23 protein-coding genes are annotated in these 26,888 nt (G+C 51.0%); 12 read left to right on the top strand and 11 right to left on the bottom strand.

Annotated elements, in window-relative coordinates:
- Positions 1-3 precede the first annotated feature (3 nt).
- Complete coding sequence (locus tag HF324_RS33765; RefSeq protein ID WP_258539342.1) at positions 4-1,242, top strand: 2'-5' RNA ligase family protein; 1,239 nt, start codon at positions 4-6, stop codon at positions 1,240-1,242.
- A 250-nt stretch (positions 1,243-1,492) separates the two neighbouring features.
- On the opposite strand, the gene HF324_RS31810 is transcribed toward HF324_RS33765, so the two are convergent.
- From HF324_RS31810 to HF324_RS31800, 3 genes are all read right to left on the bottom strand, one after another.
- On the bottom strand, positions 1,493-2,242 hold the full coding sequence (locus tag HF324_RS31810; protein WP_168861619.1) for a head GIN domain-containing protein: 750 nt from the start codon (positions 2,240-2,242) through the stop codon (positions 1,493-1,495).
- Between the two features lie 146 nt (positions 2,243-2,388).
- Positions 2,389-2,706: a peptidase associated/transthyretin-like domain-containing protein gene (locus HF324_RS31805; RefSeq protein WP_168807687.1), complete on the bottom strand. Its 318-nt coding sequence runs from the start codon at positions 2,704-2,706 to the stop codon at positions 2,389-2,391.
- A 227-nt stretch (positions 2,707-2,933) separates the two neighbouring features.
- Positions 2,934-3,674 carry a Bax inhibitor-1/YccA family protein gene (locus tag HF324_RS31800; protein WP_192023214.1) on the bottom strand — a complete coding sequence of 247 codons (741 nt, stop codon included), beginning with the start codon at positions 3,672-3,674 and terminating at the stop codon, positions 2,934-2,936.
- A gap of 301 nt (positions 3,675-3,975) precedes the next feature.
- On the opposite strand from HF324_RS31800, the gene HF324_RS31795 reads away from it, so the two are divergent.
- Together HF324_RS31795 and HF324_RS31790 are read left to right on the top strand one after the other, a co-directional pair.
- The gene (locus HF324_RS31795; RefSeq protein ID WP_168807686.1) at positions 3,976-5,823 is read left to right on the top strand and encodes a 2-oxoacid:acceptor oxidoreductase subunit alpha; all 1,848 of its coding nucleotides are present in this window, start codon (positions 3,976-3,978) and stop codon (positions 5,821-5,823) included.
- A gap of 183 nt (positions 5,824-6,006) precedes the next feature.
- On the top strand, positions 6,007-6,597 hold the full coding sequence (locus HF324_RS31790) for a DUF6134 family protein (RefSeq protein WP_168807685.1): 591 nt from the start codon (positions 6,007-6,009) through the stop codon (positions 6,595-6,597).
- Between the two features lie 203 nt (positions 6,598-6,800).
- On the opposite strand, the gene HF324_RS31785 is transcribed toward HF324_RS31790, so the two are convergent.
- The 7 genes from HF324_RS31785 to gldA form a co-directional block, all read right to left on the bottom strand.
- Positions 6,801-8,003, bottom strand: a complete 1,203-nt coding sequence (locus HF324_RS31785; RefSeq protein WP_168807684.1) for a nucleoside permease — start codon at positions 8,001-8,003, stop codon at positions 6,801-6,803.
- Positions 8,004-8,116: 113 nt separating this feature from the next.
- Positions 8,117-8,836, bottom strand: a complete 720-nt coding sequence (locus HF324_RS31780) for a YqjF family protein (RefSeq protein ID WP_168807682.1) — start codon at positions 8,834-8,836, stop codon at positions 8,117-8,119.
- 33 nt (positions 8,837-8,869) lie between these two features.
- Positions 8,870-9,517: an endonuclease III gene (nth, locus tag HF324_RS31775; protein ID WP_168807680.1), complete on the bottom strand. Its 648-nt coding sequence runs from the start codon at positions 9,515-9,517 to the stop codon at positions 8,870-8,872.
- A gap of 90 nt (positions 9,518-9,607) precedes the next feature.
- A complete protein-coding gene (locus HF324_RS31770) occupies positions 9,608-9,820 on the bottom strand; it encodes a hypothetical protein (protein WP_168807678.1) in 213 nt (70 codons plus the stop codon).
- A gap of 110 nt (positions 9,821-9,930) precedes the next feature.
- Positions 9,931-10,242: an FtsB family cell division protein gene (locus tag HF324_RS31765; RefSeq protein WP_168807677.1), complete on the bottom strand. Its 312-nt coding sequence runs from the start codon at positions 10,240-10,242 to the stop codon at positions 9,931-9,933.
- Positions 10,243-10,353: 111 nt separating this feature from the next.
- Positions 10,354-11,643, bottom strand: a complete 1,290-nt coding sequence (eno, locus tag HF324_RS31760) for a phosphopyruvate hydratase (protein ID WP_168861618.1) — start codon at positions 11,641-11,643, stop codon at positions 10,354-10,356.
- Between the two features lie 26 nt (positions 11,644-11,669).
- Positions 11,670-12,617 (bottom strand): gliding motility-associated ABC transporter ATP-binding subunit GldA, encoded by a 948-nt coding sequence (gene gldA, locus HF324_RS31755; protein ID WP_168807674.1) that lies wholly within the window; start codon positions 12,615-12,617, stop codon positions 11,670-11,672.
- 84 nt (positions 12,618-12,701) lie between these two features.
- On the opposite strand from gldA, the gene HF324_RS31750 reads away from it, so the two are divergent.
- Complete coding sequence (locus HF324_RS31750; protein WP_168807673.1) at positions 12,702-14,396, top strand: peptidoglycan DD-metalloendopeptidase family protein; 1,695 nt, start codon at positions 12,702-12,704, stop codon at positions 14,394-14,396.
- A 23-nt stretch (positions 14,397-14,419) separates the two neighbouring features.
- Complete coding sequence (gene bcp / locus HF324_RS31745) at positions 14,420-14,893, top strand: thioredoxin-dependent thiol peroxidase (RefSeq protein ID WP_168861617.1); 474 nt, start codon at positions 14,420-14,422, stop codon at positions 14,891-14,893.
- Between the two features lie 144 nt (positions 14,894-15,037).
- On the opposite strand, the gene HF324_RS31740 is transcribed toward bcp, so the two are convergent.
- Positions 15,038-16,591: an SUMF1/EgtB/PvdO family nonheme iron enzyme gene (locus tag HF324_RS31740; protein ID WP_168807671.1), complete on the bottom strand. Its 1,554-nt coding sequence runs from the start codon at positions 16,589-16,591 to the stop codon at positions 15,038-15,040.
- Positions 16,592-16,817: 226 nt separating this feature from the next.
- On the opposite strand from HF324_RS31740, the gene porU reads away from it, so the two are divergent.
- The 7 genes from porU (at position 16,818) to HF324_RS31705 (ending at position 26,887) form a co-directional block, all read left to right on the top strand.
- Positions 16,818-20,216 (top strand): type IX secretion system sortase PorU, encoded by a 3,399-nt coding sequence (gene porU, locus HF324_RS31735; RefSeq protein WP_168861616.1) that lies wholly within the window; start codon positions 16,818-16,820, stop codon positions 20,214-20,216.
- Between the two features lie 108 nt (positions 20,217-20,324).
- Positions 20,325-21,500 carry a type IX secretion system outer membrane channel protein PorV gene (porV, locus tag HF324_RS31730; RefSeq protein ID WP_168807661.1) on the top strand — a complete coding sequence of 392 codons (1,176 nt, stop codon included), beginning with the start codon at positions 20,325-20,327 and terminating at the stop codon, positions 21,498-21,500.
- 129 nt (positions 21,501-21,629) lie between these two features.
- The gene (gene ispF / locus HF324_RS31725) at positions 21,630-22,118 is read left to right on the top strand and encodes a 2-C-methyl-D-erythritol 2,4-cyclodiphosphate synthase (RefSeq protein WP_168807658.1); all 489 of its coding nucleotides are present in this window, start codon (positions 21,630-21,632) and stop codon (positions 22,116-22,118) included.
- 123 nt (positions 22,119-22,241) lie between these two features.
- Positions 22,242-22,685: a dUTP diphosphatase gene (gene dut / locus HF324_RS31720; protein WP_168807657.1), complete on the top strand. Its 444-nt coding sequence runs from the start codon at positions 22,242-22,244 to the stop codon at positions 22,683-22,685.
- Between the two features lie 3 nt (positions 22,686-22,688).
- Entirely contained in the window at positions 22,689-24,422 is a 1,734-nt protein-coding gene (locus HF324_RS31715) for a tetratricopeptide repeat protein (RefSeq protein WP_168807655.1), read from the top strand.
- Between the two features lie 68 nt (positions 24,423-24,490).
- Complete coding sequence (lolB1, locus tag HF324_RS31710) at positions 24,491-25,321, top strand: lipoprotein insertase outer membrane protein LolB1 (RefSeq protein WP_168807653.1); 831 nt, start codon at positions 24,491-24,493, stop codon at positions 25,319-25,321.
- 114 nt (positions 25,322-25,435) lie between these two features.
- Positions 25,436-26,887 (top strand): murein hydrolase activator EnvC family protein, encoded by a 1,452-nt coding sequence (locus HF324_RS31705; protein WP_168807650.1) that lies wholly within the window; start codon positions 25,436-25,438, stop codon positions 26,885-26,887.
- Position 26,888: the final 1 nt, after the last annotated feature.

Genomic DNA, 26,888 nt, shown 5'->3' with positions numbered 1-26,888 from the left:
AAGATGAATTTTGAGAGAAACGAACGCCCCCGCAGGCCCTACTCTTCTGATACCAACAAAGAGAATGATCCCAACAAGGAGAGAGGTGACTACAGACCCAACTTAAACAATGAGCGGGAGGGTGGAAAACCCGACTACAACGGTGGAGACGGGGAACGTCGTCCACGTACTGATTACAATCGCGAGGGTGGGTATCGCCCCCGTACTGAGTACAACCGCGATGGCGGTTACAATCGTGAAGGTGGCTACGATCGTGGCGGCGGCGGATATGACCGCGGCGGCGGTGGTGGTTATGATCGCGGTGGTGGCGGCTATGATCGTGGTGGTGGATACAACCGCGACGGCGGTGGCTATAACCGCGAAGGTGGTGGCGGCTACGATCGTGGCGGTGGTGGTTACGACCGCGGTGGCGGTGGTGGTTACGACCGCGGTGGCGGTGGTGGTGGCTACAACCGCGGTGGCGGTGGTGGTTACGACCGTGGCGGCGGTGGCGGAGGCTACAACCGCGGTGGCGGTGGTGGTTACGACCGTGGCGGCGGTGGCGGAGGCTACAATCGCGGTGGCGGTGGTGGTTACGATCGCGGCGGCGGAGGCTATAACCGCGGTGGCGGTGGTGGCGGCTACAATCGCGGCGGCGGCGGCAGACCAAGACCCGGTGGCCAGAACAGACGCTTCGAACCCAAACCAGATAATAAGATTTACTTTATTGCACTGCTGCCCACTGCAGAAGTAGGTAAGGAAATCATCAAGATAAAACAGGAGTTTGCTGAACAATACGGACCAATGTACGCATTGAAAGTACTGCCTCACATCACCCTGCAGGTACCTTTTACAGCCGACCCGGCACTGGAAAAAGCCTTCTGCGATGAACTGACGGAATTCGCTAAAACACAGGCTCCTTTTGAAGTGTCCCTGAAAGGCTTCGGTACCTTCCCGAACAAACAGAACCGCGTCCTGTTCATCAACGTGGAAAAAAGCGAGACCATGGCCACCATGCATCGCCAGCTGATCAACTTCCTGCGTAAGGAATTCGGATTCAGCACCATGCTGGCACGTACCGGCTTTACACCGCACGTAACCGTTGCATTTAAAGACCTGGACGACGAACAGTTCAACAAGGCCTGGCCCGAATACGAAAACAAGGAATACGAGGCTACTTTCAAAGTAAACAACCTCTACTTCCTGCGTCATAACGGCAAATCCTGGGAAGTACTGCAGAAATGCAAACTGGGCGGCGCCTGATTATTTGAAAATTTAGTTATTTAGATATTTAGCCATTGGGTTCTTCCCAATGGCTATTTTTTTCGGGAATGCCTGCGCCCCCATCACTATAGAACCACGTGCTTCCTAAACCCAATATCAAAATATCAAAATAACCAAATACCAAAATATCTAAGTCCCTCAATGAAAAAGGGCCTCCGCTACAGCTGCAGAGACCCTTCCATTGTATATACTGTGAATAATCACAGTCTAACAGTGCAGGTTATACGAATCAGATCTTCTTTACTTTGCCTGATCCTTTAATATTCGTTTGTACTTTTTGCGGATTACCGGCATAGGTCACGTCACCGCTGCCGTAAATGCCTACAGACAGCTGGTTCTGTACGCGTATGGTGTGGTCGCCGGATCCTCTGATGGTAATATCGGCCTGCTGGGTATCGAGGTCAAGCGCTGCGACCTGACCGCTGCCGTTAATGGCGCTGTTGAGGGAAATGGCCTTGCCTTTAAGATCGAGGTTGCCCGAACCGTTGATCCGGGTATGCAGTTCCTGTACAGCGACTGCCAGCGCTGCGTTGGCGCTGCCGTCAATCTGGTAGGAAAAGGTGTTGCTTTGTAAGGTGTCCTTATTATCCAGACTGCCGGAGCCGGCGAAGTTAATACGCTGGTAACTGCGGCTGTGCACAAACACCTGTATCGGCATATGACGCCACAGCCTCACCCGGTTCCGCAAACGGATGAACAGGGTATTGCTGCTGGTATTGGTCTCGATAGCGCCAATAACATTGTCTTCCGCCCTGATCTCTACGGCTGCGGTACTGTCCTGCACCAGGTGCACTTCAAACGGACCGGATATTTCCACTTCTGAAAAAGGAGAGGTGTTGCGGGTTTCCGCCACAATATGGCCTGATCCGGCTATCTGGTCCCGGGCGCAACCGCTCAGGATAAGGGTAAAGATCGCCAGCATCAGTAATAACCAGCTCACACTGAGACTGGTGTAAGTTATGATAGCTTGTTTCTTCATAAAAAGTCATTTTAGGGGGCTATGCAAAAATGACGGCTGAAGAAACAATTACCCCTACGGAGGTACCTAAAAAAAATAAGCCGGCCGTACAGACGTACGGAACCGGCTTTTGATTAACCCCTATGAAAACCAACTATTGCTCTTGATTAATTTGTCAGTTTAATTTCTCCCAAATCAGTCGCCTTTCCATCTTCTACTTTCACATCTGCGATGGTGGCAGGTTTAAAAGGAGCCTTCGCGCCTATAATCACTGTATAGGTCCCTGATTTGGCATTCTGAAAGCTAAAAGCACCGTCGTTGACAGGTGATTTTAACGTGTCTGTTCCAGTGATAGCCAGTGCCTCAGTAGCGGCATCTGCAGGTGTTACTTTACCTGTGATAGAGCCACCCTCAATTCCTTTGAAAGCAAAGGTTCCAAACGCTACTGCTGCCAATGCCAACATGGTTACTTTCAATTTTTTCATAGCACACGATTTAACAGTTAAACAATAAAGATTCTATGGTTAAAGTAAAGGTGTCAGCATATTGCTATCGCTTTTTTTGATGTAAAGAACTGATGGTAGTTTTGCAAACACGGTGCCATAAAACAGCAGGTATATCCCCTTTAACAATTCTTTTGGAAGACATTAACAAAACAAAAAAGTCTCCCGGTTTACCGGGAGACTTTTGCTATACAGGGAAAAACGATCGTTTATCTTCTGTTTAATTTGCTCAGCAGGCGCAGGATTTCGAGGTACAACCATACCAGGGTCACCAGCAGGCCGAAAGAAGCATACCATTCAAAATACTTGGGAGCGCCCATGGCCGCACCCTGTTCAATCATGTCGAAGTCCAGTATCAGGTTCAGCGCGGCAATAGCTACCACGATCACGGAGAACACGATGCCGAAAGTACCACTGCTGTGGATCAACGGCATTTCAATATGGAATAAACGCAGTACCAGCGCAATCAGGTAAAAGATACCGATGCCAAGGGTAGCGGTCATCACGATAGATTTAAAACGTTCGGTAGCGCGGATAACGCCGGTGCGGTACAGTACCAGCATGGCGATGAAGGTGCCGAAGGTGAGGCCTACCGCCTGCAGTACAATTCCCTGCCACTGTGCGTTAAACATCGCGGAGATGCCGCCGAGGAAAAGACCCTCTGCCAGTGCGTAAGCAGGTGCCAGGTAGCCGGACCATTCTTTCTTGAAAATAATAACCAGTGCCAGTATAAAGCCACCAATGGCGCCGCCGATAACCAGCGGAAAAACGTTGGAGCTGCCTTTTACAAATTGACCATAGGAGAAAACAGCTGCTGCCATCAGCATGATCAGCAGAAAAGACATTTTGTTAACAGTACCACGGATGCTCATGGTAGCGCCATCAGAATGAGCAGCCTTGTCAAAAATACTTTCTTTGAGTACAGGGTTGTTCGATTGAAACAGTGCCATAAAATATAGTTTAAAATTATTAACGGGATAAAAGTACGATTTGATTTGACATCCAGCTCCCGTTACCGCTGAATTTGTATTAAAATTAGCAATTATTGGTCAATAACCTCTAGTTATCACCCATAACAAGAAGTAATGTGAAAGCCCTTTTCTGGCAGTAATAGTCTACTGGATTTGTGTACTTTTGTAGATAAATGGACATGATTTTGCGCAGGTTTGGCCATAACATCCGCCGATTGCCTAAATTTACACCTGTTTTATACAGAATACCTTATACTAAGATACCTTAAAAGAATAATAGATGTCTAATACTTCGATTCAACAACTGGATGATGTAGTGATAAAATTTGCGGGCGATAGTGGAGACGGGATGCAGTTGACAGGTACCCAGTTTTCCAATAATACCGCGCTGATCGGCAATGACCTGAGCACATTTCCGGACTTTCCGGCCGAAATACGGGCCCCGCAGGGTACCCTGGCGGGCGTGAGCGGTTTCCAGCTTCATTTTTCTTCCAACAGAATATTCACCCCGGGCGACGCCTGCGACGTACTGGTAGCCATGAACGCCGCCGCCCTGAAAGCCAACCTGAAAGGACTTAAAAAAGGCGGTATCATTATCGCCAATACCGACGGCTTCGATGCCAAAAACCTCCGGCTGGCCAACTACCCCGAAGGCGTTAATCCGCTGGAAGACGGCTCCCTGGCCAACTACCAGCTCCATGTGATGGACGTTACCAAAATGACCCGTGAAGCACTGAAAGAGACTTCCCTGGGCATGAAAGAGAAAGATCGCGCCAAAAATATGTTCGTGCTGGGTTTCCTCTACTGGCTGTACGACCGTAGCATGGAAAGTACAGAAGCTTTCCTCCAGGAGAAATTCGGCAAAAAACCGGAAATCCTGGACAGTAACCTGAAAGTACTGCGTGCCGGTTACAACTTCGCAGATACCGTAGAGGCCTTTACCACCCGCTATCGCGTGGAAAAAGCCCGCATGGAGCCGGGCACCTACCGCAGCATTACCGGTAACACCGCCCTGGCCTACGGCCTGGTGGCAGCCTCCCAAAAAGCCAATCTGCCGATATTCCTGGGTACCTATCCCATCACACCGGCTTCTGATATCCTGCATGAACTGAGCCGCTTCAAAAATTTCGGCATCCGCACCTTCCAGGCGGAAGACGAAATTGCCGGTATCACCTCCGCCATCGGCGCCTCCTACGGCGGCCATATGGGCATAACCACCACCTCCGGCCCCGGTATGGCCCTGAAAGGCGAAGCCATGGGCCTGGCCGTGATGCTGGAAATTCCGCTGCTGATCGTTGACATTCAGCGTGGCGGCCCCTCTACCGGTTTGCCTACGAAAACGGAACAATCTGACCTGTTGCAGGCTTATTATGGCCGTAACGGCGAATGTCCCATGCCGATCATCTCCGCTTCCACGCCGGCCGACTGCTTCTCTGCCATCTATGAAGCGTTCCGTATCAGCGTGCAGCACATGACACCGGTGATCTTCCTCAGCGACGGCTATATCGCCAACGGCGCCGAACCATGGCGCTTCCCGAAAAGCGCTGACCTGCCGGCCATCGAAGTGAAATTCAAAAAACAACTGGAAGAAGGAGAAGAACACTTCCTGCCTTACCATCGTGACGAAAACCTGGTCCGCCCCTGGGCAGTGCCCGGCACCCCCGGCCTGGAACACCGTATCGGCGGCCTCGAAAAACAAAATATCACCGGCAACGTTAGCTACGATCCTGAAAACCACCAGCTGATGGTGAAAATCCGCCAGGAAAAAGTAGATAAGATCGCTGACCATATTCCGCCGCAGAAAATTGAAGTCGGCCCGGAAAAAGGTAAAGTGCTGGTGCTCGGCTGGGGCTCCACCTTTGGCGCCATTAAAAGCGCCGTGCTGGACCTGCTCGCCGAAGGCCACCAGGTAGCCCACGCTCATATCCGCCATATGCGCCCGTTCCCGAAAAATCTGGGTGAAATACTCCACAGCTACGATAAAGTACTGATACCGGAAATCAACAATGGTCAGCTGATCAAAATTATCCGCGATCAATACCTCATAGATGCGCAGGGATATCATAAAATCATGGGCGTTCCCATCACCAAGGGAGAACTCATTACCCGCATTAAGGAAATGTTATAAGATAATAAACGCTAATGCGTTAGACAGGCCAGGGGCGCAACGGAGACCATCTCTGCTGCGCCCCTGCTGTATCAACAGGACGGGCAGGCGCCAAACTTCAGGGATTTTTTGTATTTTCAATAAGGGGACTATTACAGCTACCTCCCCTTTGATGTTTAATTTTTTAGTTTAAGCCTCCTATTTATGAAATGCCTTTTTCGTGTATTATTATGCGTTGCAACGGTAGCTGTATTCTACCTCCCGGCACATGCCCAAACGACCACTTTTGAAGTACGGATCGCCAATCATGCAGTGGGCACTATCGAAGCACAACGTAAAGTAACCGGATCTGCCAAGAGTATCACGATTAAAACACGTATTCAGACACTACTGGCAAAAGTCAACAGCGATATCCTCAATGAGTACGACAACAACGTGCTCACCCTGGCCAGGTCTACCCGCGTGGCAGGGAAAAAAGGAGAAGATAAGGAAACGACAACGCGCCGTAACGGAAACGACTATACGATAATATTGAACGGCGCCCGTTCAGTGATCGGCAACACGGAAATAGCGCATTGCGTAGCCGATCTCTATTTTTCGGAACCTAAACAGGTGTCGCGTATCTTTTCGGAAGCGCTGGGCAGATTCCTGCCCCTCCGCGCACTGGGAAGCGGCCAGTACGAACTGGCACTGCCGGAAGGCAAGAAAAACATCTATAAGTATACCAACGGCGTATTAACGGAGGTAGAGGTTAACCACACTTTAGGGAAAGCACTTTTTATTAAGACAATTTAGATATTTGATTTACGGATTTTGGAATTTTTTGATTTACGGATTTTGGGAGAAGAAAATTTTAATATCAAATATTAAATACCCAAATTTTTAAATTTTAAATTCGATATTATATCAATCTCCCCATATTTAACCCCAAAAATCTGTAAATCAAAAAATTCCAAAATCCGTAAATCAAATACCCCAATAGCCAAATAATCAAATAATCAAATCTTTTCTGTTTTGTCCTGGAAGAGCAGCATAAACAGCACCAGCACAGCGGCGGCGATACCGGCAGGGATCAGCCAGACGCCTTGCCAGTTGTGACCGGAGGCGGTTTTGTAAGACTCTACGATAGGACCGGAGATCAGGAAACCGATCAGCATGCCTACACCGTACGTAGCGAGGGTAACGAAACCCTGCGCAGAGCTTTTGAATTCTTCCCCTGCCAGCTTATCGGTGTAAATCTGACCGGTAACAAAGAAGAAGTCGTAGCAGATACCATGCAGCACGATACCTACGATCAGCATCCAGTAATTGGAATCCACATTACCGTAGGCAAACAGCACATAACGCAGCACCCACGCCAGCATACCCAGCGCCAGCATCTTTTTCACGCCCAGGCGGACAAAGAAGAGCGGCATTACCAGCATGAAGAAAAATTCGGACATCTGGCCGAGGGATTGTTTACCGGCGGCGGCAGTCATACCAATTTCATTCAGGAACGGATTGGTGAAGTTGTAATAGAACGCCAGCGGGATACAGATAGCGATGGAAGCCAGGAAAAACAGCAGGTAAGAGCGGTTTTTCAGCATCCGGATGGCGTCCAGGCCGAGGATTTCTTTTACAGAGATCTCGGTACCTTTTTTAGCCGGTGGCGTTTTGGGCAGCGTAAAGCTGAAGAGGCCCAGCAGCAGTGATGCGCCGGCAGCCATCTTAAAGGTGAGGCCGAGGGTGTTGGATTTCTCCCAGTTGAGCCAGCCGATCAGCAGCCCGGCAATGATCCAGCCGAAGGTGCCGAATACGCGGATGGTGGAGAACTCCTTGCTGGGATCGCTCATCTGCCGGAAGGAGATGGAGTTTACCAGCGCCAGTGTTGGCATGTACAGGATCATGTACACCAGCAGTACGGGATAAAAGCTGTCGAAGCTGGTCATACCGGAACAGGTCCATAACAGGGCTGCCCCGATCAGGTGAATGGCGCCAAGGATCACCTGGGCGGAAATAAAACGGTCCGCAATGATACCCACGATGAAAGGTGCAATCACAGCCCCGATCGATTGGGTGAGGAACGCAACGCTCACCTGGTTGGCGTTGGTGTCCTGCAGATTTTTTAATACGAACGTACCCAGTGTCACAAACCATGCTCCCCAGATAAAGAATTCGAGGAACATCATGAAGGACAATTGTACTCTTACGGCTGATTTCATAACGTTTTTAGCTTTTTAAATGCATCTGAATGAACTGCTTAAGATAGCAAATTATTGTAAATCGTTGCAGAAATTTATGATGGAAGAAAAAAACGGAACGGGTTTCCCATGGCTCAGGAGCGCAGCTTGCGGCCATGCATCACTGCGATGGGAGAGCCATTGGCCAGGAGGGCCGACAAGGGGGCCTGTTCGAGTATCGGGCCAAAGGCCGGCCCATACAACCGGGAAGCATGGCACCGGTAGTCGTAGTCGATCACCGGATGAAGGTCCCACTTCGGGTGGCTTACTTCATATTCACCGGTAGTACGATGGTCCAGCCGGGTATAACCCCAGTAATGCTCGGTGATAAAAGCAGCTTCGCTGCCTTCCTCAAGTGGGCGGGGGGTGGCTGCGGCGGTGGCTTTCAGGAAATTCATCTGGCCGGCCACTTCCCATTCGTACTGTACATGGAGGGTGTCGGCATCCGGCTGCGCCCATTGGTGGCGCATCCGGTGGGTGGCGTAGTTTTCCTTGTAGAGCGTATTGGCTACCAGCGTGATCAGCGGTTTGGGTACCAGCTCCCGGATAAACACTACGCCGCGCTTCCATTGGCCCTGGTCTTTATAGCGGACGTAAAAACGGAGGTTCACTTCCTCGAACGTGCGGTGACCGGGAAAGCCGATGCCTTTGACTTTCGTGTCCTGGAAGAGGAAGCCGACGAGGCTGATATAATGGATATTGTTAAAGGTGTCCGGTTCGGTGTGAGCCGGGAGGTATGGCCGCAGCGTGTTGGCATCTGCAGCAAAATTGAGCATCAGCAGATTCCGCCAGCTGGCAGTCAGGAATGGGCGCATACGGAAGATTTAGCTATACTGAATATATGATTGTTATTGTGCTTTTATGATTTGCTGATAGTATTTACATGCCGGCCGCAGGCCACATTCGCCGCATTTGGGATTCCGGGCCACGCAGATATAGCGGCCATGCAGGATCAGCCAGTGATGGGCGATATACACCTTTTCTTTCGGGATGTGTTTCAGCAGCTGCAGCTCTGTCTGCAAGGGCGTTTTGGCATTGGTGGTAAGGCCTATGCGGGCGGCTACCCTGAATACGTGCGTGTCCACGGCCATATTGGGTTGCTGGTGTACTACGGAGGTGATCACGTTGGCGGTTTTACGCCCCACGCCGGGCAGTTTTACCAGCTCGGCCACGGTATCCGGTATTTCACCGTTGAAGTCCTCCATAACCATCTGAGCCATTCCGATCAGGTGTTTGGTTTTATTGTTAGGATAACTGATACTGCGGATCAGGGGAAACAGCTCGTCAAAGGTGGCGTGGCTGAGCGCTTCCATATCCGGGTAACGTTCAAAGATGGCGGGAGTGGTCAGGTTCACCCGTTTGTCGGTACATTGGGCGGAGAGGATCACGGCTACCAGCAGCTGGTAAGGATTATCATAAATCAGTTCTGTTTCGGCATTAGGTGCATGTTGCTCGAAATAGCTGATAACGAATGCAAAACGCTCTTTTTTGGTCATGCCGTAAAAATAGGAAAAATGAGCCGATAACTGCACGTGGAGCTTGCAGTACGATCGACAGGCAGTAAAGTCAGTACAAGTGTTGCCGGATTATGGCTTTTCCGGCTTGCTGGCAGCGTAATCAAAGATCAGCCGGAGCGTGGCGGCCCTGGGAGAAAAACGAACGGTGTCGAGGACGGCTTTGGTGTCTTCGAAACAAGCCTGCTCTTCCCGGGTCAATGAAGCTTCCTGTTGTGAACGTCTGAGATCGCTATCAGTAACAAGACACAGGTTGGAGAGGGTAGATAGTGTAAAATTACTCATGCAATATAGATTTGATAAGAGAATTGTATCCTACTTTATAACGACAGAAAGGTGCAATGTATTGTTAATTTAAGATAAATTTTTGCGATCTGCAAGGGGATGGGGACCAATTATTGCTGGGGAGCGGGGCTTATAATGAACAGGTCTTCATTATCTTTTTTCATATAGTATTTCTCACGGGCGAATTTCTCCAGTTTCTCAGGGCTGGACAGCAGCTCCTGTTGTTCTTCGCGGGTTTGTTTGATTTCTTTGATGAAGAACTCTTTCTGGTCTTCCAGCTTATTGACTTCTGACTGGAACTGGTATTGGTACATGAGGTTGGTCTTGTCCAGGAAGGCGATCCATATAACGAACGCAAGGGTCGTGATAAAGAACTTGTTCTTTACGTAGCGAGGCAGTTTTATGGATTTCAGAAAAGACATAATGCAATTTAGGGATTTTTTGATTTACGATTTTGGAATTTAACCGAAGCGGATCGTCGCAGCATTTTAAATTCCAAAATCGTAAATCAAAAAATCCCTAAATATCAGGTGTTATTTTTTTACGCTCATGGCGTTAGTAGGATAGATCGCTACTTCACCCAGTTCTTCCTCGATGCGGAGCAGCTGGTTGTATTTGGCCATACGGTCGGTGCGGGAAGCAGAACCGGTTTTGATCTGGCCGCAGTTCAGCGCTACTGCGAGGTCAGCGATGGTAGTATCTTCAGTTTCGCCGGAGCGGTGGCTCATGATAGAGGTGTAACCTGCTTTGTGGGCCATGTTCACCGCATCGATAGTTTCGGTGACAGTACCGATCTGGTTTACTTTGATCAGGATGCTGTTGCCGATGTGTTTATCGATACCTTCTTTCAGGCGTTTTACGTTGGTTACGAACAGGTCGTCGCCTACCAGCTGTACGCGGCTGCCTACAGCTTCGGTCAGTTTTTTCCAGCCGTCCCAGTCGTCTTCAGCCATACCGTCTTCGATGGAAACGATGGGGTATTTGCTGCACCATTCTGTCCAGTAAGCCACCATTTCATCGCTGGTGATTTCTTTCTGGGAGCTCTTATAGAACTTGTATTTTTTGGTTTCTTCGTTGTACATCTCGCTGCTGGCGGCGTCCAGGGCAATAGCGATCTGCTCGCCCGGGGTGTAACCGGCTGCTTTGATGGCTTCCAGTACAGTTTCGATAGCTTCTTCGTTGCTCTGGATTTCAGGAGCAAAACCGCCTTCGTCACCCACGTTGGTGCTGTAGCCTTTGCCTTTCAGTACGGATTTCAGTTTGTGGAACACTTCCACGCCCCAGCGGAGACCTTCGGAGAAAGTGGCAGCGCCGATCGGAACGATCATAAACTCCTGGAAATCAATTTTATTGTCCGCGTGTGCACCACCGTTTACGATGTTCATCAGGGGAATAGGCAGGGTGAATGCGTTTACGCCGCCGAGGTAGCGGTACAGGGGTTGGTTGCATTCTTCTGCTGCTGCTTTGGCTACGGCCATGCTCACCGCCAGGGTAGCGTTAGCGCCCAGTTTGGCTTTATTGGGGGTTCCGTCCAGGGAAATCAGCAATTTGTCAATACCTGCCTGGTCGGTCACTTCCCAGCCGATCAGCTCTTCTGCGATGATTTCGTTTACGTTTTTAATAGCTTGCAGTACGCCTTTTCCGCCATAAACGCTCTTATCGTTGTCGCGCAGTTCTACGGCTTCGTGTTTACCGGTAGAAGCGCCGGAAGGAACGGCAGCACGGCCGAAATGACCGTCTTCGGTGGTTACGTCTACCTCAATTGTAGGATTACCGCGGCTATCGAGGATCTGCCTGGCATGGATTGCTGAAATGGTACTCATAATTCGAAAGTTATAATTGTTAGCTATTAGCGGTTAGCAGCGGGCGTTTCACCCATCGGTTCCACACGCTTTGTTATTTCCCGGAAAATAGATTCCAGGCTTTGTGAATTGCTCTGCAAAGAAAGGATGTTCCGGTTATTAATCAAAGCAAATTGTAACAGGTTTTTTCGCACAATGTCTACCTCGCTGGTATACAGCTGCCAGGTGTTACTTTCCAGGGCGGCTACCCGGGAAACGCCGGGTATCTGCAACAGTTCGGCTTCGGTGGCAGGCTCGCCGAAAGCCACCTGCAGGTAGCCGCCAGCGGCGTTTTGCTGCTGGAGGTTGGCCAGCTGGTCGTCTGCCACTATTTTCCCTTTGTTGATGATGATCACCCGTCCGCAGAGCGCTTCTACTTCCTGCATAATATGGGTAGACAGGATCACGGTCTTGTCGGTCCCCAGGTCTTTGATCAGCTGCCGGATATCGGCCAGCTGGTTAGGGTCCAGCCCGGTGGTAGGCTCATCCAGGATCAGCACCTCGGGGTCGTGCAACAGGGCCTGTGCCAGCCCCACCCGCTGTTTATAGCCGTTGGACAACGCCCCGATCTTTTTGCGGCTCTCCGGCAGTAAGCCGGTCATGTCAATCACTTTGCGGATACGCTCAGCACCGGTTTTACCCAGCTGATGCACGCCGGCCACAAACTCCAGGAACTCCTTAACATACATGTCGTAGTACAGCGGGTTGGATTCCGGAAGGTATCCTACTCGTTTGCGTACTTCGAGCGACTGGCGCACAATGTCATACCCGCACACACTGGCGCTACCGCTGGTAGGGGGCAGAAAACCGGTGATCATTTTCATCGTGGTGGACTTCCCCGCCCCGTTAGGGCCCAGGAAACCGGTGATTTCCCCCTTCTTCAGTTCGAAGGAAACAGCGTCCACCGCCCGCTGTTCGCCATAGACCTTACTCAGTTGTGATACCAGGATAGACATGTAGGATATACTTGTTTTGCGGCATCTAATGTACGGAAGAAATTACGTCTGTCAATTCCTATTTTTTTTCTACCATTGCATATTATGAAGAGAGTCATCGGCTTATTTTGCTTACTACCGCATTTATTACAGGCACAATCCGTTCCCGAAAAGAATTACCCAAAAGGCTATTTCAGAAATCCCCTGGAAATCCCTATAGAACTGGCAGGTAACTTCGGTGAACTCCGACCCAACCACTTCCACTCCGGCATGGATATCAAAACCCAGCAGCGTGAAAACATGGCGGTACATGCCGCGGCAGATGGCTACGTAAGCCGTATCGGCGTTTCGCATACCGGCTTTGGCAACGTGTTGTACATCACCCACCCCAATGGTTATACGACGGTATATGCGCACCTGAACGCCTTTTTCCCGGCTTTGCAGGCGTATGTGAAAAAGCAGCAATACGCCAATGAAAGCTGGTCCAGCGACCTGTCCATCCCGGCAAATATGTTCCCGGTAAAAAAAGGCGACTTTGTAGCCTGGAGCGGCAATACCGGCGGATCTGCCGGCCCGCACCTGCACTTCGAAATCAGGAATACACAGACCGAGAAACCGCTGAACCCACTGCTGTTCGGCTTTAACATCGCAGATACCCGCCCGCCGGATGTTTATCGTATAGCCATCTACGATAGAGACAAAAGCATCTACGAACAACAACCCATGATACTCCCGGTGAAAAAAGTGGGAGACCACTACACCACCGCCCAGCCAATAGTGAAAGTAAGGGCGCACAAAGCGGGACTGGGCATCAACGCCATCGACCGCATGAACAATGTGCCCAATACCTACGGTATCTACGAGGTGTTCATGTACAACAACGGCGTGCCGGATATCGACTTCCAGCTGGATGACATCGGGTACGACGAAACCCGTTACCTGAACGCACATATCGACTATAAAGTGAAAAAGGCCAACGGGCCTTACCTCCAGCTGCTGTTCTCCCTGCCGGGCAACGAACTCGGCATCTACCACGATCTGAAGGGCGAAGGCATCATCAACCTGTCAGACGGCGAGGTACATGAAGTGAAACTGCTGGTAAAAGATGCCTACGGCAATACCTCCACCGTGAAGCTCAACCTGCAGCAGAGCGGAGACGAAGCGCCGGAGAAAACCTGCGCCAATCCCATGTATCCCGACTCCCGCAATATTTTTGAAAATAACCAGGTGGAATTTTATGTAGACGAAAGAGCGCTGTACGACCAGATCTGTTTCAACTACCAGGAAGTGGCCGCCACCTCCCCTAAATTCTATTCCAATATCTACCGGCTGCATACGCCGCAGGTACCGGTACACGATTTCTTCGATGTACGGCTGAAGCCCACGAAAACAATCCCGGAATACCTGCAGCCCAAAGTGGTGATGGTACGGGAAGGACTGGGCAGCAGCAATACCTCCGCCACGGTAAAAGAAGACAGCTGGTACAAAGGGACCTTCCGCGATTTTGGCAACTTCCACCTTGAAATAGATACGGCAGCGCCCAAAGTAACGCCTGTAGCGGTAAAACCCGGCGCCAACCTGTCCAAAGCCACCAAACTTTCTTTCGTGATGAGCGATGCCAGCGGTATCAAAGATTTCCGCGGAGAGCTGGATGGCCAGTGGGTGATGTTTTCCCGCAAAGGCAACGTGCTCACCTACACATTTGATGAACATTGCCCGCCGGGCAACCACATCCTCGTGATGAAAGTGACCGATGTTGCAGGCAATGAAGGCAGCTATCGCCTGTCTTTCAAACGTTGATTTTTAAAGTTAAAAAATACGATATGGTAAACTTAAAGGAAGGCGACAAAGCGCCGGTATTCAAAGGCAAAGACCAGCACGGAAAGACCGTATCACTGACGGACCTGAAAGGAAAGCGTGTGGTGCTTTACTTTTATCCGAAAGATATGACGCCCGGTTGCACCGCCCAGGCCTGCAACCTGCGCGACAACTACAGCGCACTGACGAAAAAAGGATATGAAGTGATCGGTGTCAGCACTGACAGCGAACAAAGCCATCTGAAGTTCATCGAAAAATATGAACTGCCTTTTACCCTGCTGGCGGATGATGATCATAAGATCGTGAACCAGTACGGTGTTTGGGGCGAAAAGCAGATGATGGGCCGGAAGTATGATGGCATTCACCGGACCACTTTCCTGATCAATGAGAAAGGGGTGATTGATCATATCATCAAAAAACCGGACACTAAGAATCACACGGAAGAGATACTGGAACTCTGGTCACGCAAAGAAGCGTAAGTAAGCAGAGAAGCAAAGACCGAATAGGTTAAATAAGAAAATAAGAAGGGGCGAAGATCAATTTGATCTTCGCCCCTTCTTATTTTCTTATTTAAAACTTAAAAAATCTTTGTGTTCTTTGCTCCTTAGCGTTCTTTGCGTGAACTAGCGCTTCTGTCTTTGTTTCTTGAACAGGTTACCTGTCTTGAACTTATTGCCTTCAGGGCTGCCCACACGGTCCATAGCGCAACGGAAGCCTACGGTGTTGGTGGCCATGTCTTCCTGCATGTAACGGCGTGTGCCGGGGGAGAGCCAGTAAGCGCGGTCGTTCCAGCTACCACCTTTCACCACATGTGATTTGTCGTTGATCAGGGTAGTGATACCATAACCGTATTCCACCTGGGAGAGGGAGTCACCATCGAGGTAGTTGATCACGTCGCCTTTCTGATAGTTGAGGCGGTTAGCACTTTCTTCGTCGGTCACATCACGCATTTTCAGGTGGCCCAGGCTGTCTTTTTCGAACTCTTTGTTTTCGTTCTGGTATACCGTCTGGAATTTGTTACCACGGAAGTAGTTAAAGTCTTCACCATCGATCGGGTTGAGTGGCCTGTAAACGTCCAGTACCCATTCGGACACGTTACCGGACATATTATAGATGCCGAAAGTGTTGGGGTAGAAGGAGCGGGTAGGACCAGGGATGGACGCACGGTCGTTCAGACCACCGGCCACACCCATGTTATCACCGGAACCACGCTTGAAGTTGGCCAGGAACTGACCCTGCATGGTACCGCGGCGGATGTCGCGCAGACCACTGGTGTTGGTGCCCCAGGAATATACCTGTTTGTTCATGATCAGCTCTTCCCCGTGTTTACCTTCTTTTTTGGAAGGGCCGGGGTTCTGGCCGATATAACCCAGTGCGGCGTATTCCCATTCTGCTTCTGTGGGCAGGCGGTAGTTCGGCAGCATGATACCGTCTTCAAACTGGACAGTACGCGGCGTGCCGTCCGGGTTTTTGAACTGGTCTTTGGTGCTTTTGGACATTTTGCCCGGAGTACCTTCATACAGGCCGGCGCTGTAGGCTTTGGTATCAAATGTATTGTCGTCTGACTGGTTGGTGATGTCTGCTTTGGAAAGCAGGCCTTTGTCCATCAGCAGCTTCTCGTTGACACGGTTGGAACGCCATTTACAGTAGTCGGTCGCCTGTTTCCAGGTAACGCCCACCACCGGATAGTCGTTATAGGCAGGGTGGCGGAAGTAATACTCCACCAGCGGCTCGTTATAGGCCAGTTCACTACGCCATACCAGGGTGTCCGGCAGCGCGTTGCGGTATACGTCCGGGAAAGACTCTCCATAAACACGGGCGAGCCAGAACAGGTATTCGCGATAGTGTACGTTGGCTACTTCTGATTCATCGATGTAAAAAGAGGAAACTGTAATACGACGTGGAATGTTGTTCCAGTCGCCCATTACATCCTGCTCAGTGGCACCCATGGCAAAAGTACCGCCCTGTACAAACACAAGACCCGGTCCGGTTTGCTGGTTTTTATTCTTGGCTACACTGAAACCGCCCATTTTCTGGTCGTTATAGTTCCAGCCGGTAGCAGAGGAAACTTCTTTCTTTTTGCCGAAAAGTCCTCCACCGTCCTTCTTGTTACAGGCAGTCATGGATAGCATTACGCCGGTACCTACGAGCAATGATAAAGAGGTTAATCTACGCATGCGATACAGCTTTAGTCGATTATATTTACAGTAAACGCAAATGTAATCTTTTTTATTTTATGGCGAAAAAAATTAATTTGTAATTTACCTTCATCCGATCAATCCCCGGCATCAACCAAGGACAGGACAGCAGCGAAAATTAAGAGATATATTTCAAATTTTTATCCTATATTTTCTCTACATTACACCGGCCTTTCAGGAAGGATGGAAAAGGGCTATCAAGATAATGAAACCTTCGAATATTTTTCCGGCGCTCCTGTTAATTTTTCTGTATCACTACAGCAGCGCTGTTGAACCGACTGTTCCCCGGACCTACAAAGACCACAGCGTACTGGCATCGGGCCACTGGTATAAACTGTCAGTGACGGCCCCCGGCGTCTATAAAATTGACCTGCCCCTGCTGCGTCAGCTGGGCGTGGATACCCGGCAACTGGCCTCCGCCGGCATACGCCTGTTCGGTACCGGTGGTCAGCTGCTGCCCGAGCCGAACGCCGGGCCCCGCTACGACGACCTGCCGGAAGTATCGCTCCGGGTGCAGGACGGGGGAGACGGCCAGCTGGACGGCGATGACTACCTGCTTTTTTATACGCCCGGCCCTCACCGCTGGCAGTGGGACCCGCTGCGGCCCGGCTTCGTGCACCAGTACAATCTTTACAGCGACGCAGCTACCTATTTTCTGACGGTAGGCGGCAACGGCGCCCGCATTGTACAGGATAATAACATACAGCCCGCCGCAGGCAAGACGTACTCCTTTGATTACCATACTTTTTATGAACGCGACAGCCTGAACTTCCTCAGTAGTGGCAAACAGTGGTGGGGACAGGAATTCAGCAAAGTGGCTGGAACCAGCCGTTCTTACAGTTTTTCCCTGCCCGGACCGCCCGCTGGCCCCGTCACCGTAGGGTTTAGGGTGGCCGCCCGTGGCGCGGCCGGCAGCAACTTCGGCGTAAGCCTTAACGGCGCCGCCGCCGCCAGCGCCTACCTGTTGCCCGCCGGCAGCAGCGTCTTCGAATCCTACGCCATTGCGGCCTATGCCACCGGCGCCGCTACCGTCGCCGGTGATGCGGTGACGGCGGCGGTAACTTTCCAGCCGGGAGACCTGAACGCCAAAGGGTGGCTGGACTACCTGGAGCTGATGGCGGCCTGTCCGTTGCGGTTGCCTGCCGGAGGGCAGCTGGACTTCCGCAACGTCACGGTGAACGGCCGTACGCAGTACTTCCTGGCCAATGCTACGGCACAAACGCAGGTATGGGACGTTACAGATCCGCTGCGGCCGCTGGCCATGGCTGCCCGCCTGCAGGCCGATACCCTCACTTTTACGGGAGATGCCGGGCCGCTGCGGGAATACATTGCCTTTAACTCCGGAGCGGCCCTGCGCCCGGTGGCCGGTGGGGCAGTGCCCAACCAGGACCTGCACGGCCAGCCGGGAGCAACGCTGCTGATCGTAACGCACGAAGCCTTCCTGGCGGAAGCAGAACGCCTCGCCGCCTGGCGCCGCTCCCACGACGGGCTGAGCGTGGCCGTGGTCACCACCGCCCAGGTATTCAATGAATTTGCCTCCGGCACGCCGGATCCCACCGCCATCAGGGATTATGTGAAAATGCATTACGACCGTGGCACCCGGCCAAAATACCTGCTGCTGTTCGGCGCCGCCTCCTATGATTACCGCCAGCGGGTGAAAAATAATACCAACCTGGTGCCCTCCTGGCAAAGCGACGCCTCGCTGGATGCCATTCGTTCCCATGTATCGGATGACTTTTTCGGGTTCCTCGACGATGCAGAAGATATCACACGAACGGACATATCCAACCTGCTGGACATCGGTATCGGACGGCTGCCTGTGCGAACTGTCCCGGAAGCGCGGACGGCGGTGGACAAAATCATCCGTTACCAGCAGCCCCGGTCCTTCGGGCCGTGGCGCAACAGCGTAACGTTACTGGCCGATGATGAAGATGATAACCTGCATCTGCAGGATGCCGAAGCGATGAGTAACATCATCGCAAAAAATAATCATCTCCCTGGTATCGGTAAAATATATGTGGACGCCTATCCCCAGGAAAGCACTGCTGCCGGAACACGGTCCCCGGAGGTGACCAAAGCCGTGAATAACAGTATCAATAAAGGAACGCTGGTGCTTAACTATAACGGTCATGGCAGTTACAACCGCCTGGCTGAAGAAACCATCATGGACGTGAACAGCGTGCAGGAGTGGAAAAATGAACAGCGCTTACCGTTGTTGATTACAGCCACCTGCGATTTCGCGCCATTTGATGATCCGGCTATTCATTCCCTGGGAGCGCAATTGCTGTTGCAACAACAAAGTGGCGCCATTGCGCTGATGACCACCACAAGGGCTGTTTTCTCCAATTCCAACCGCATCATGAACGCCAATTACCTGGAAGCTGCTTTCACACCGCAGGCAGATGGCTCCATGCGCACGTTAGGCGCAGCCATACAGGACGGTAAGAACAAAACCTACAGTACCTCCGGCGATGTGATCAACAACCGCAAATTCCAGCTGCTGGGAGATCCTTCCCTGAGACTGGCTTTCCCGCAGTGGCGGGTGGTGACAGACAGCATCAACGGTCGCGGGGTAACAACAGAAACGGATACCCTGAATGGGCTGCAGCATTGTATCATTAAAGGGCATATTGAAGACGCACAGGGAAATAAGTTGCAGGATTATAACGGTACGCTGACGACAACGGTGTATGGCCAGCCGGCTACCCGCCGTACACGGGGCAACGATCCGCGCAGCCGCGCAGTAGATTTTCAGGTACAGGAGAATGTCCTCTTTAAAGGCACGCAAACTGTTACAAATGGCGGGTTCACCGTTGCTTTCACCGTCCCGGCAGACCTGCCGGATGGTAAAGGCAAAGGGAAGATCAGTTATTACACCAGTAATGCCACTGCAGACGGAGGTGGTTACTTTGACGGATTTATTACGGGAGGGATGTTGCCCGGCGCGCCGGCCGACGTGACAGGGCCCGGCGTAAAAGTATGGCTTGACAGCAAAGCGTTTACCAGCGGGGATATGACCGGCCCTGATCCGTTGCTGATGATCGATCTGGCAGACAGCAGCGGCATCAATATATCGGGCAGTCAACCGGCACATCACCTGGTGGCGATACTGGATAGTTCAGAATATTTGATTTTAAATGATTATTTTGAAGCATCTTTGGATAATTACCGGGAGGGACAGGTGCGTTTTCAGTTGACCGGATTGCCAACAGGAGCGCATCGTATAACCATTAAAGCCTGGGACACCTATAACAACAGCACTGTAAAAACGATTGCCTTTAAAGTTGCAGCACCGGGATCAATAGCAGTAGAGGAGGTTGTTAATTATCCCAATCCTTTTCACGACGTAACAAGGTTCTCTTTTTTGCATAACCAGCAGGGGCAACAGTTACAGGTGGATTTACAGGTATTTACCACGGATGGAAAATTGGTAAAGAAAATGCGTAGCACAATAATTTCCGGAACAAGCCGTTTTGATGGAATCCCCTGGGACGGCAGAGGTGATTCAGGAGCAAGGTTACCCGCCGGCATTTATATCTACCGGCTGATTATAGGCAGTAATGGTCAAAACAGGGCTTTGGGTGGAAAAATGGTATTGTTATAACCTATGTATGGGAGAGCAGATTTGACATGATCCCCTTTATCAACCCCTTTTCGTTTTAATATTAATAAATAAGTTTATTTTTACACCCTATCAAAATACGAACATTGCATGATCCGAAAGGTAGCTTTGAGCCTTGTGTTCATATACGGTACTTTCAGCAGTTTTGAGACCTCAGCACAGATTAACACAGACCAGATTGATGGCCGTACCAATACAATCAATACTGCGGTGCCTTTTCTCCGTATAACGCCTGACGCCAGAAGCGGTGCTATGGGTGATGTGGGACTGGCGATTGCGCCGGACGCCTCTTCCATCTACTGGAACCTGTCCAAGCTGCCTTTTGCTGACGCAAAGGCAGGCGTGGCTGTTACTTACACTCCCTGGCTGAAGGAACTGGTGAACGACGTATTTCTGGCGACAGTCAGCGGATACACGAAGCTGGACGAATACCAGGCTATCTCAGCATCCCTGCGTTATTTTTCATTAGGGACCATCAATTTCAGGGATGTCACCAACCAGGACCTCGGGGATTTCCGTCCGCGGGAGTTCGCACTCGACGCCGGTTATGCCCGTAAATTGTCCGATAACTTCTCTATGGGATTAACCGCCCGTTATATCTACTCCAACCTGGCCGGCGGGCAGTCCAACGGAAGCGCCATGATCCGTCCTGCGAAAGCTTTCGCAGCAGATCTTTCGGCCTTCTATACCAAAGAGTTTGAAAAAGACGACGGGCTCACCAACCGTTTAAGCCTCGGTGGGTCCATTTCCAATATCGGTACTAAAATCTCTTATACCAGTTCCGCACAGAACAAGGACTTCCTGCCTACTAACCTGGGCCTCGGCGCTGCCTATACGTTCGCGCTGGATGAAGCCAATCAGCTGACTTTTGCGCTCGATGTCAATAAGTTGCTGGTGCCTACCCCGGATTCTACCGGCGAATACAAAGAAAAAGGCGTACTGCAGGGCATGTTCAGCTCTTTTGGGGATGCACCGGGCGGCTTGAAGGAGGAGTTACGGGAGGTGATGTTCTCCGTAGGCGCAGAATACTGGTACAACAATATGTTTGCAGTAAGGGCGGGATATTTCAATGAAAACAAATACAAAGGCAACCGTAAGTATGTAACGGCCGGTATAGGCATCAAATACGATATTTTCGGTCTGAATTTTTCTTACCTCGTGCCCTCCGGCTCCGGTATACAACGTAACCCGCTGTCCAATACGCTGCGCTTTACCCTTACGTTTGACCTGGGTGGCCGCGATGAAGAAAGCAGAACGGGCTGGTGATCATCACCATCAAATTTCTAAATAACAAAATTCCAAAATATTAACCGGTCCCTCCGTTTTTTAACGGGGGGATTTTTATATTTAAAGCCTTACCTTGCGCATTGGCATAAATATTCTAAAATATAAGCTATGAGTAGTATACGTATTGGTCTGGGAGTAGATTTTCATCAGCTGGTGGAAGGCCGGGATTTCTGGCTGGGCGGTGTGAAGGTGCCGCACCACAAAGGCGCTTTGGGGCACAGTGATGCAGACGTGCTGTTGCACGCTATCTGCGATGCCATGCTGGGCGCTCTGTCGCTGGGTGATATCGGCGTGCATTTCCCGGATACGGACAATACCTATAAGAATATCGACAGTAAGATACTGCTGGCCCGCTGTGCGCAGCTGATCGGCGAAAAAGGTTATGGTGTGGTGAATGTGGACAGCACCCTGTGCCTGCAGGCCCCTAAAATCAAGTCTTATGTACCTCAGATGCAGGCTGTCATTGCGGAAATACTGCGTGTAGGAGTGGAAGACGTATCTGTAAAGGCCACCACAACGGAAAAGCTGGGCTTCGTCGGACGTGAGGAAGGCGTTACCGCACACGCCGTCGTATTATTGGAGAAAATCGCTCAATAAATTACGAATTACGAATTACGAATGATGACGTCATTTTCAGGCAGTAGTTATTGAGTAATAGCCCCGTTTGTGATTCGTAATTCGTAATTCGTAATTCGTAATTTTTAAAAGTATCTTTGCTCAATGGCTGATATAATTGTGAAAATCATCAATAAGTCGGATAATGAACTGCCGTCTTATGCAACGGACCAAGCGGCGGGTATGGACCTGCGCGCACACCTGGAGACAGCGTTAACGCTCCAGCCATTGGAAAGGGTATTGGTACCTACCGGCCTGTTTATGGAACTGCCTGTCGGTTACGAGGCGCAGATCCGTCCGCGCAGCGGCCTGGCTTTTAAACAAGGCCTGTCCATACCCAATTCACCTGGCACCATCGACGCTGATTACAGGGGAGAGATCAAAGTAATTATGATCAACCTGTCCAACGAACCACAAACGATACAACCCGGAGACCGGATAGCCCAGATGATCATCGCTCCCTACGTACAGGCCGTAATGCAGCCCGTGGAAGTGCTGAACGAAACCGTTCGCGGTGAAGGAGGCTTCGGTCATACCGGTAAATCCTGATAGATGCGTGTATTCTTAACCGTTATAGGTATTGCCGGCATATTAATCACAGGCGCGTGCAGCGGGCCTAAAAAGACGCTGCGCCATCAGGCCGTGATCAAAGACCCTGCTGTGCTGGAGCAGCGGGCTGACAGCCTTTTCTTTGCTGCCCAGCGCTCCAAAATGCTGGGGGATTTCCGTACGGCGATCACCCAGTACTCCGACTACCTGCGGTTAAACAAGAATAACCCCACCGTCTATTATGAACTGGCCCGTTTGTTTATGGAAGTCCAGAATCCCGGCTACTCCCTCGGCTTCGCCCGCAGGGCGGCGGCTATGGACCCGGACAACCACTGGTTTCAGATCACCCTCGCGGATGCCTTTGCGGTGAATGAACAATTTGACAGCGCTGCCGCTGTCTTTGATAAACTGTCTGTCCGTTACCCCGAAAATGAGGACTACCTGTACAACAAAGCCATGTTCCTCACCAAAGCCAACAAACCGGCGTCTGCCCTGGCTGTATTCAGCCAGCTGGAGAAAAAAACAGGGGTGGTGGAGGAAGTCATTTACCAAAAACAACGGCTGTTACTCAAAATGAGCCAGGTGGATGCGGCAGCCGCCGAAATCCGTAAACTCATTGATAACAATCCGCAGGAACTGCGCTATTATTTCCTGCTGGCGGAAGTGTATGATGCCAATGACCGTGGTACGGAAGCCACCGCCATCTACCAGGAGGTGCTGCGCAAAGACCCTGACAATGCCCGAGCGTTGCTGGGCCTCGCTTCCTACGCCCGTAAGAACAATGATAAGCCCGGCTACTGGGCTTTCCTGACCCGCGCCTTTGCCAATCCTTCCTACAGCATCGATGAGAAAGTGGCTTACGTGTATCCTTATCTGCAGATGATGCAGCTGGATTCCACGAAAGTGGAAGAAGGCCTGGAGCTGACTTCCCTGATCGTAAAAGCGCATCCGAAAGACGCCAAAGCATATGCCCTGAGAGGAGACATGTACTCGCAGGCGGATATGCTGGACAGCGCCCAGCAAAATTATACCCGGGCGCTGAGCCTCGACTCCAGCCGCTTCTCCGTATGGTACCAGCTGATGTGGATCTATTCCCGTAAAGAAGAACCCAACGCGCTGCTGGCACTCAGCAACACCGTAACAGAAAAATTCCCCCAGGAATTTATGGGCTACTACTTCAAAGGAGTGGCCAGCTTCCTGTTACAACAATATCCCGCTGCCATCGGCGCACTGACCAAAGCGCTGGAGACAGGCAACGGGGAAAAGAAATTTATGGCCGACGTACAGTCGTTATTGGGAGACGCTTATCACGCTACCGGACAACATCCGCAGTCTGACAGCAGTTATGAAAAAGCGCTCCAGCTGCGGCCCGACGATCCGCTGGTACTCAACAACTACAGTTATTACCTGTCACTGCGCGGCGAAAACCTGGACCATGCCGCGGAAATGTCTAAACGGTCCCTGGAACTGGAACCGGATAGTCCTACCTACATGGACACCTACGCCTGGATACTGTTCCGGCAGGACAAGTTCGAAGATGCCAGGCATTGGATAGAGAAAGCCCTGCAGTTTCCCGAAGCACAGCAGAATCCGAATGTGCTCGAGCATTACGGGGATATTCTGTTTAACCTGAAAGATGTCACAAAAGCGGTGGAATACTGGCAGAAAGCCAAAGACAAAGGCGCTACCTCTGTAGGCCTTGTCCGTAAGATCGCAGAGAAAAAATACATTCAATAGCGTTCGGCCGGGAATGCCCGACAACACCACCGTTGGTAGCGCTGATACCGCTAAAAGCTTATAGCTGCATGAAAAAAACACTACTGTTATTAATAGGAATAGCCGGTCTGGCCTTCACCGCCTGCCGTCACCCGAAAAAACTGTCACGCAACACGTTCCCGGCCACAGACACCAGCAGGGTGGCCGCCCACCGGGACACCTCCTCCGCAGAAGAACGGAACGCCTTCATCAGCAACATGCTGAAGGGTATCCGCAGTAATAACATTGACTTTAACACCTTCTCCGGCAGAATGAAGCTGGCTTTCGAAAACGAAAGCAAAAGCCACAACAACCTCACAGCCACCATCCGGATGAAAAAAGACAGTATCATCTGGATATCTGTCAGCGCCCCCATCATCGATGAGGTGATGCGTGCCGTTATCACACCCGACAGCCTCAAGCTTTACAACAAGCTCGAGAAACAGCTCTTCCTGCGACGCATGGCTGATGCGGAAGATTTGCTGAACATACCGTTTGACTTTAAAACCCTGCAAGACCTGCTCATTGGTAACCCGGTATACCTGACAGACTCTGTCTACGGCCTCGTGAAAACGCCTTCCGTTATCTCCTTCAGCTGCCGGAATCCCCGGTTTATAAGCCTGTTCAACGTATTTTCGGATGACTACGGCCTCCAGCAGAGCAAAGTAATGGATGCCGACAGCACCACTGCCAACAAACGCTCCTGCGAACTTACCTATGGTGACTATGCCAAAGTGGCCAACCGGATGTTTCCCACCGTGCGCCGTATTTTCGTGGAAGAAAAAAGTGTGACGAAAGTTGCGCTGGACTTTACCCGCTATGACTTTGACGTGCCGCTGACCTTCCCGTTCAGCACGCCGGCGAGCTATAAACGCATGTAATTAATTTTCCCGGCAAATGTCATCTTCATTAAACTAATAAACGTTGTATATTTATCGTTTATATACTTGAACCTTGGTACTTAATTGCAGTTACTTAAAATAGTCATGTTGTATTTGAAGAAGATTATCCCGTTAGTATGCATCATATGGTTGTTACCGGCTATACTGGTGGCTCAGAATACCAGCCAGCAGCAACCGACGCGGGAGGAACTGGAGCGCAGGAAAAAAGAGCTGCAAAGAGAGATCGAAGAAGCCAATCAACAGCTGAAGGATACCAAAAAATCTACCAAGGAAAGCCTGGGCCAGCTGCGCGCACTGCGCGACAAAATCACCCTGCGTACCCGGCTGATCAATAATATCAACGACGAGATCAATTTCATCAACGGGGACATCAATACCGCCAACCGCGATGTAAAAACCCTGCAGAAAGACCTCGACACCCTGAAAGCGCAGTACGCCCAGCTGGTCGTATATGCCTACAAAAACCGCTCTTCCTACGACATGCTGAACTTTGTGTTTTCCGCCCAGAGCTTCAACGATGCCGTAAAACGTTTTCAATATCTCAAGCAATACCGCGAATACCGCCGCCGTCAGGCCGATAATATCCTGTCTACCCAGGACCAGCTGAACCAGAAAATCCAGAGCCTCCAGAACCAGCGCCTGAAACGCGCCGACGCGCTGAAGACAGAGCAGGACGAGCGCGCTACCCTGGAACAGGATAAGAAAGAGAAGGACGAAGTGCTCTCAAAGCTGAAAGGGCGTGAGAAAGAGCTGGTAGCGGATATCAATCAGCGTAATAAAGATGCCCAGAAAGTACAGGCTGCCATCCGTGCGGTAATCCGCCGTGAGATCGAAGAAGCGCGCCGTAAGGCCATGGAAGAGGAAGCTGCCCGCCGTAAAGCTGCCGAAGAAAAACGTAAAAGAGAAGAAGAAGCCCGCAAAGCCGCACTGGCTGCCGCAGAGAAAGCGAAGGCCGATGCCGCCGCCGCTGCTGCTGCCAATAACGCCAATAACAATCCTGCCGCCAATAACCCGCCGGCCAGGCCAGCGCCAACACCGGAACCGCCCAAACCTGCGCCGGAACCTCCGAAACCGGCTCCTGCCCGTAGTGAAAACGTGCTGGAAGCTACCCCTGAAGCGCTGGCGCTGTCCGAAAGCTTTGAGGCCAACCGTGGTAAACTGCCCTGGCCCGTGGATGCCGGCAATATCATTGAACACTTCGGGATACACCAACACGCCGTGATGGAACATATCACCGTACCTTCCGACGGTATCGTGATCGCCACCACCAAAGGAGGCGCCGTGAAATCCATCTTCGACGGGGAAGTGAAATCAGTAGTAGTGATGCCCGGCTCCGGCTATGTAATTATTATCCGTCACGGACAATACTTTACAACCTATGTTCGTTTGCAGACTACCCGTGTGAAGAAAGGAGACATGGTGAAAACCGGCCAGGTGATCGGTACCGCCAGTGTGAACGATATCGAAAACACCGGTGAAGTGGAACTGCAGATCTGGAAAGGGGTTACCAAACAGAATCCCGAACAGTGGATCAGACGCAGATAAT

It is taken from the genome of Chitinophaga oryzae, from assembly GCF_012516375.2.
Lineage (GTDB): Bacteria > Bacteroidota > Bacteroidia > Chitinophagales > Chitinophagaceae > Chitinophaga > Chitinophaga oryzae.
This window is presented reverse-complemented; position numbering and strand designations above follow the sequence as displayed.

Coding starts and splice junctions, on each gene's coding strand:
- HF324_RS33765 (WP_258539342.1), top strand. CDS start 4: ATGAATTTTGAGAGAAACGAACGCCCCCGCAGGCCCTACTCTTCTGAT.
- HF324_RS31810 (WP_168861619.1), bottom strand. CDS start 2,242: ATGAAGAAACAAGCTATCATAACTTACACCAGTCTCAGTGTGAGCTGG.
- HF324_RS31805 (WP_168807687.1), bottom strand. CDS start 2,706: ATGAAAAAATTGAAAGTAACCATGTTGGCATTGGCAGCAGTAGCGTTT.
- HF324_RS31800 (WP_192023214.1), bottom strand. CDS start 3,674: ATGGCACTGTTTCAATCGAACAACCCTGTACTCAAAGAAAGTATTTTT.
- HF324_RS31795 (WP_168807686.1), top strand. CDS start 3,976: ATGTCTAATACTTCGATTCAACAACTGGATGATGTAGTGATAAAATTT.
- HF324_RS31790 (WP_168807685.1), top strand. CDS start 6,007: ATGAAATGCCTTTTTCGTGTATTATTATGCGTTGCAACGGTAGCTGTA.
- HF324_RS31785 (WP_168807684.1), bottom strand. CDS start 8,003: ATGAAATCAGCCGTAAGAGTACAATTGTCCTTCATGATGTTCCTCGAA.
- HF324_RS31780 (WP_168807682.1), bottom strand. CDS start 8,836: ATGCGCCCATTCCTGACTGCCAGCTGGCGGAATCTGCTGATGCTCAAT.
- nth (WP_168807680.1), bottom strand. CDS start 9,517: ATGACCAAAAAAGAGCGTTTTGCATTCGTTATCAGCTATTTCGAGCAA.
- HF324_RS31770 (WP_168807678.1), bottom strand. CDS start 9,820: ATGAGTAATTTTACACTATCTACCCTCTCCAACCTGTGTCTTGTTACT.
- HF324_RS31765 (WP_168807677.1), bottom strand. CDS start 10,242: ATGTCTTTTCTGAAATCCATAAAACTGCCTCGCTACGTAAAGAACAAG.
- eno (WP_168861618.1), bottom strand. CDS start 11,643: ATGAGTACCATTTCAGCAATCCATGCCAGGCAGATCCTCGATAGCCGC.
- gldA (WP_168807674.1), bottom strand. CDS start 12,617: ATGTCTATCCTGGTATCACAACTGAGTAAGGTCTATGGCGAACAGCGG.
- HF324_RS31750 (WP_168807673.1), top strand. CDS start 12,702: ATGAAGAGAGTCATCGGCTTATTTTGCTTACTACCGCATTTATTACAG.
- bcp (WP_168861617.1), top strand. CDS start 14,420: ATGGTAAACTTAAAGGAAGGCGACAAAGCGCCGGTATTCAAAGGCAAA.
- HF324_RS31740 (WP_168807671.1), bottom strand. CDS start 16,591: ATGCGTAGATTAACCTCTTTATCATTGCTCGTAGGTACCGGCGTAATG.
- porU (WP_168861616.1), top strand. CDS start 16,818: ATGAAACCTTCGAATATTTTTCCGGCGCTCCTGTTAATTTTTCTGTAT.
- porV (WP_168807661.1), top strand. CDS start 20,325: ATGATCCGAAAGGTAGCTTTGAGCCTTGTGTTCATATACGGTACTTTC.
- ispF (WP_168807658.1), top strand. CDS start 21,630: ATGAGTAGTATACGTATTGGTCTGGGAGTAGATTTTCATCAGCTGGTG.
- dut (WP_168807657.1), top strand. CDS start 22,242: ATGGCTGATATAATTGTGAAAATCATCAATAAGTCGGATAATGAACTG.
- HF324_RS31715 (WP_168807655.1), top strand. CDS start 22,689: ATGCGTGTATTCTTAACCGTTATAGGTATTGCCGGCATATTAATCACA.
- lolB1 (WP_168807653.1), top strand. CDS start 24,491: ATGAAAAAAACACTACTGTTATTAATAGGAATAGCCGGTCTGGCCTTC.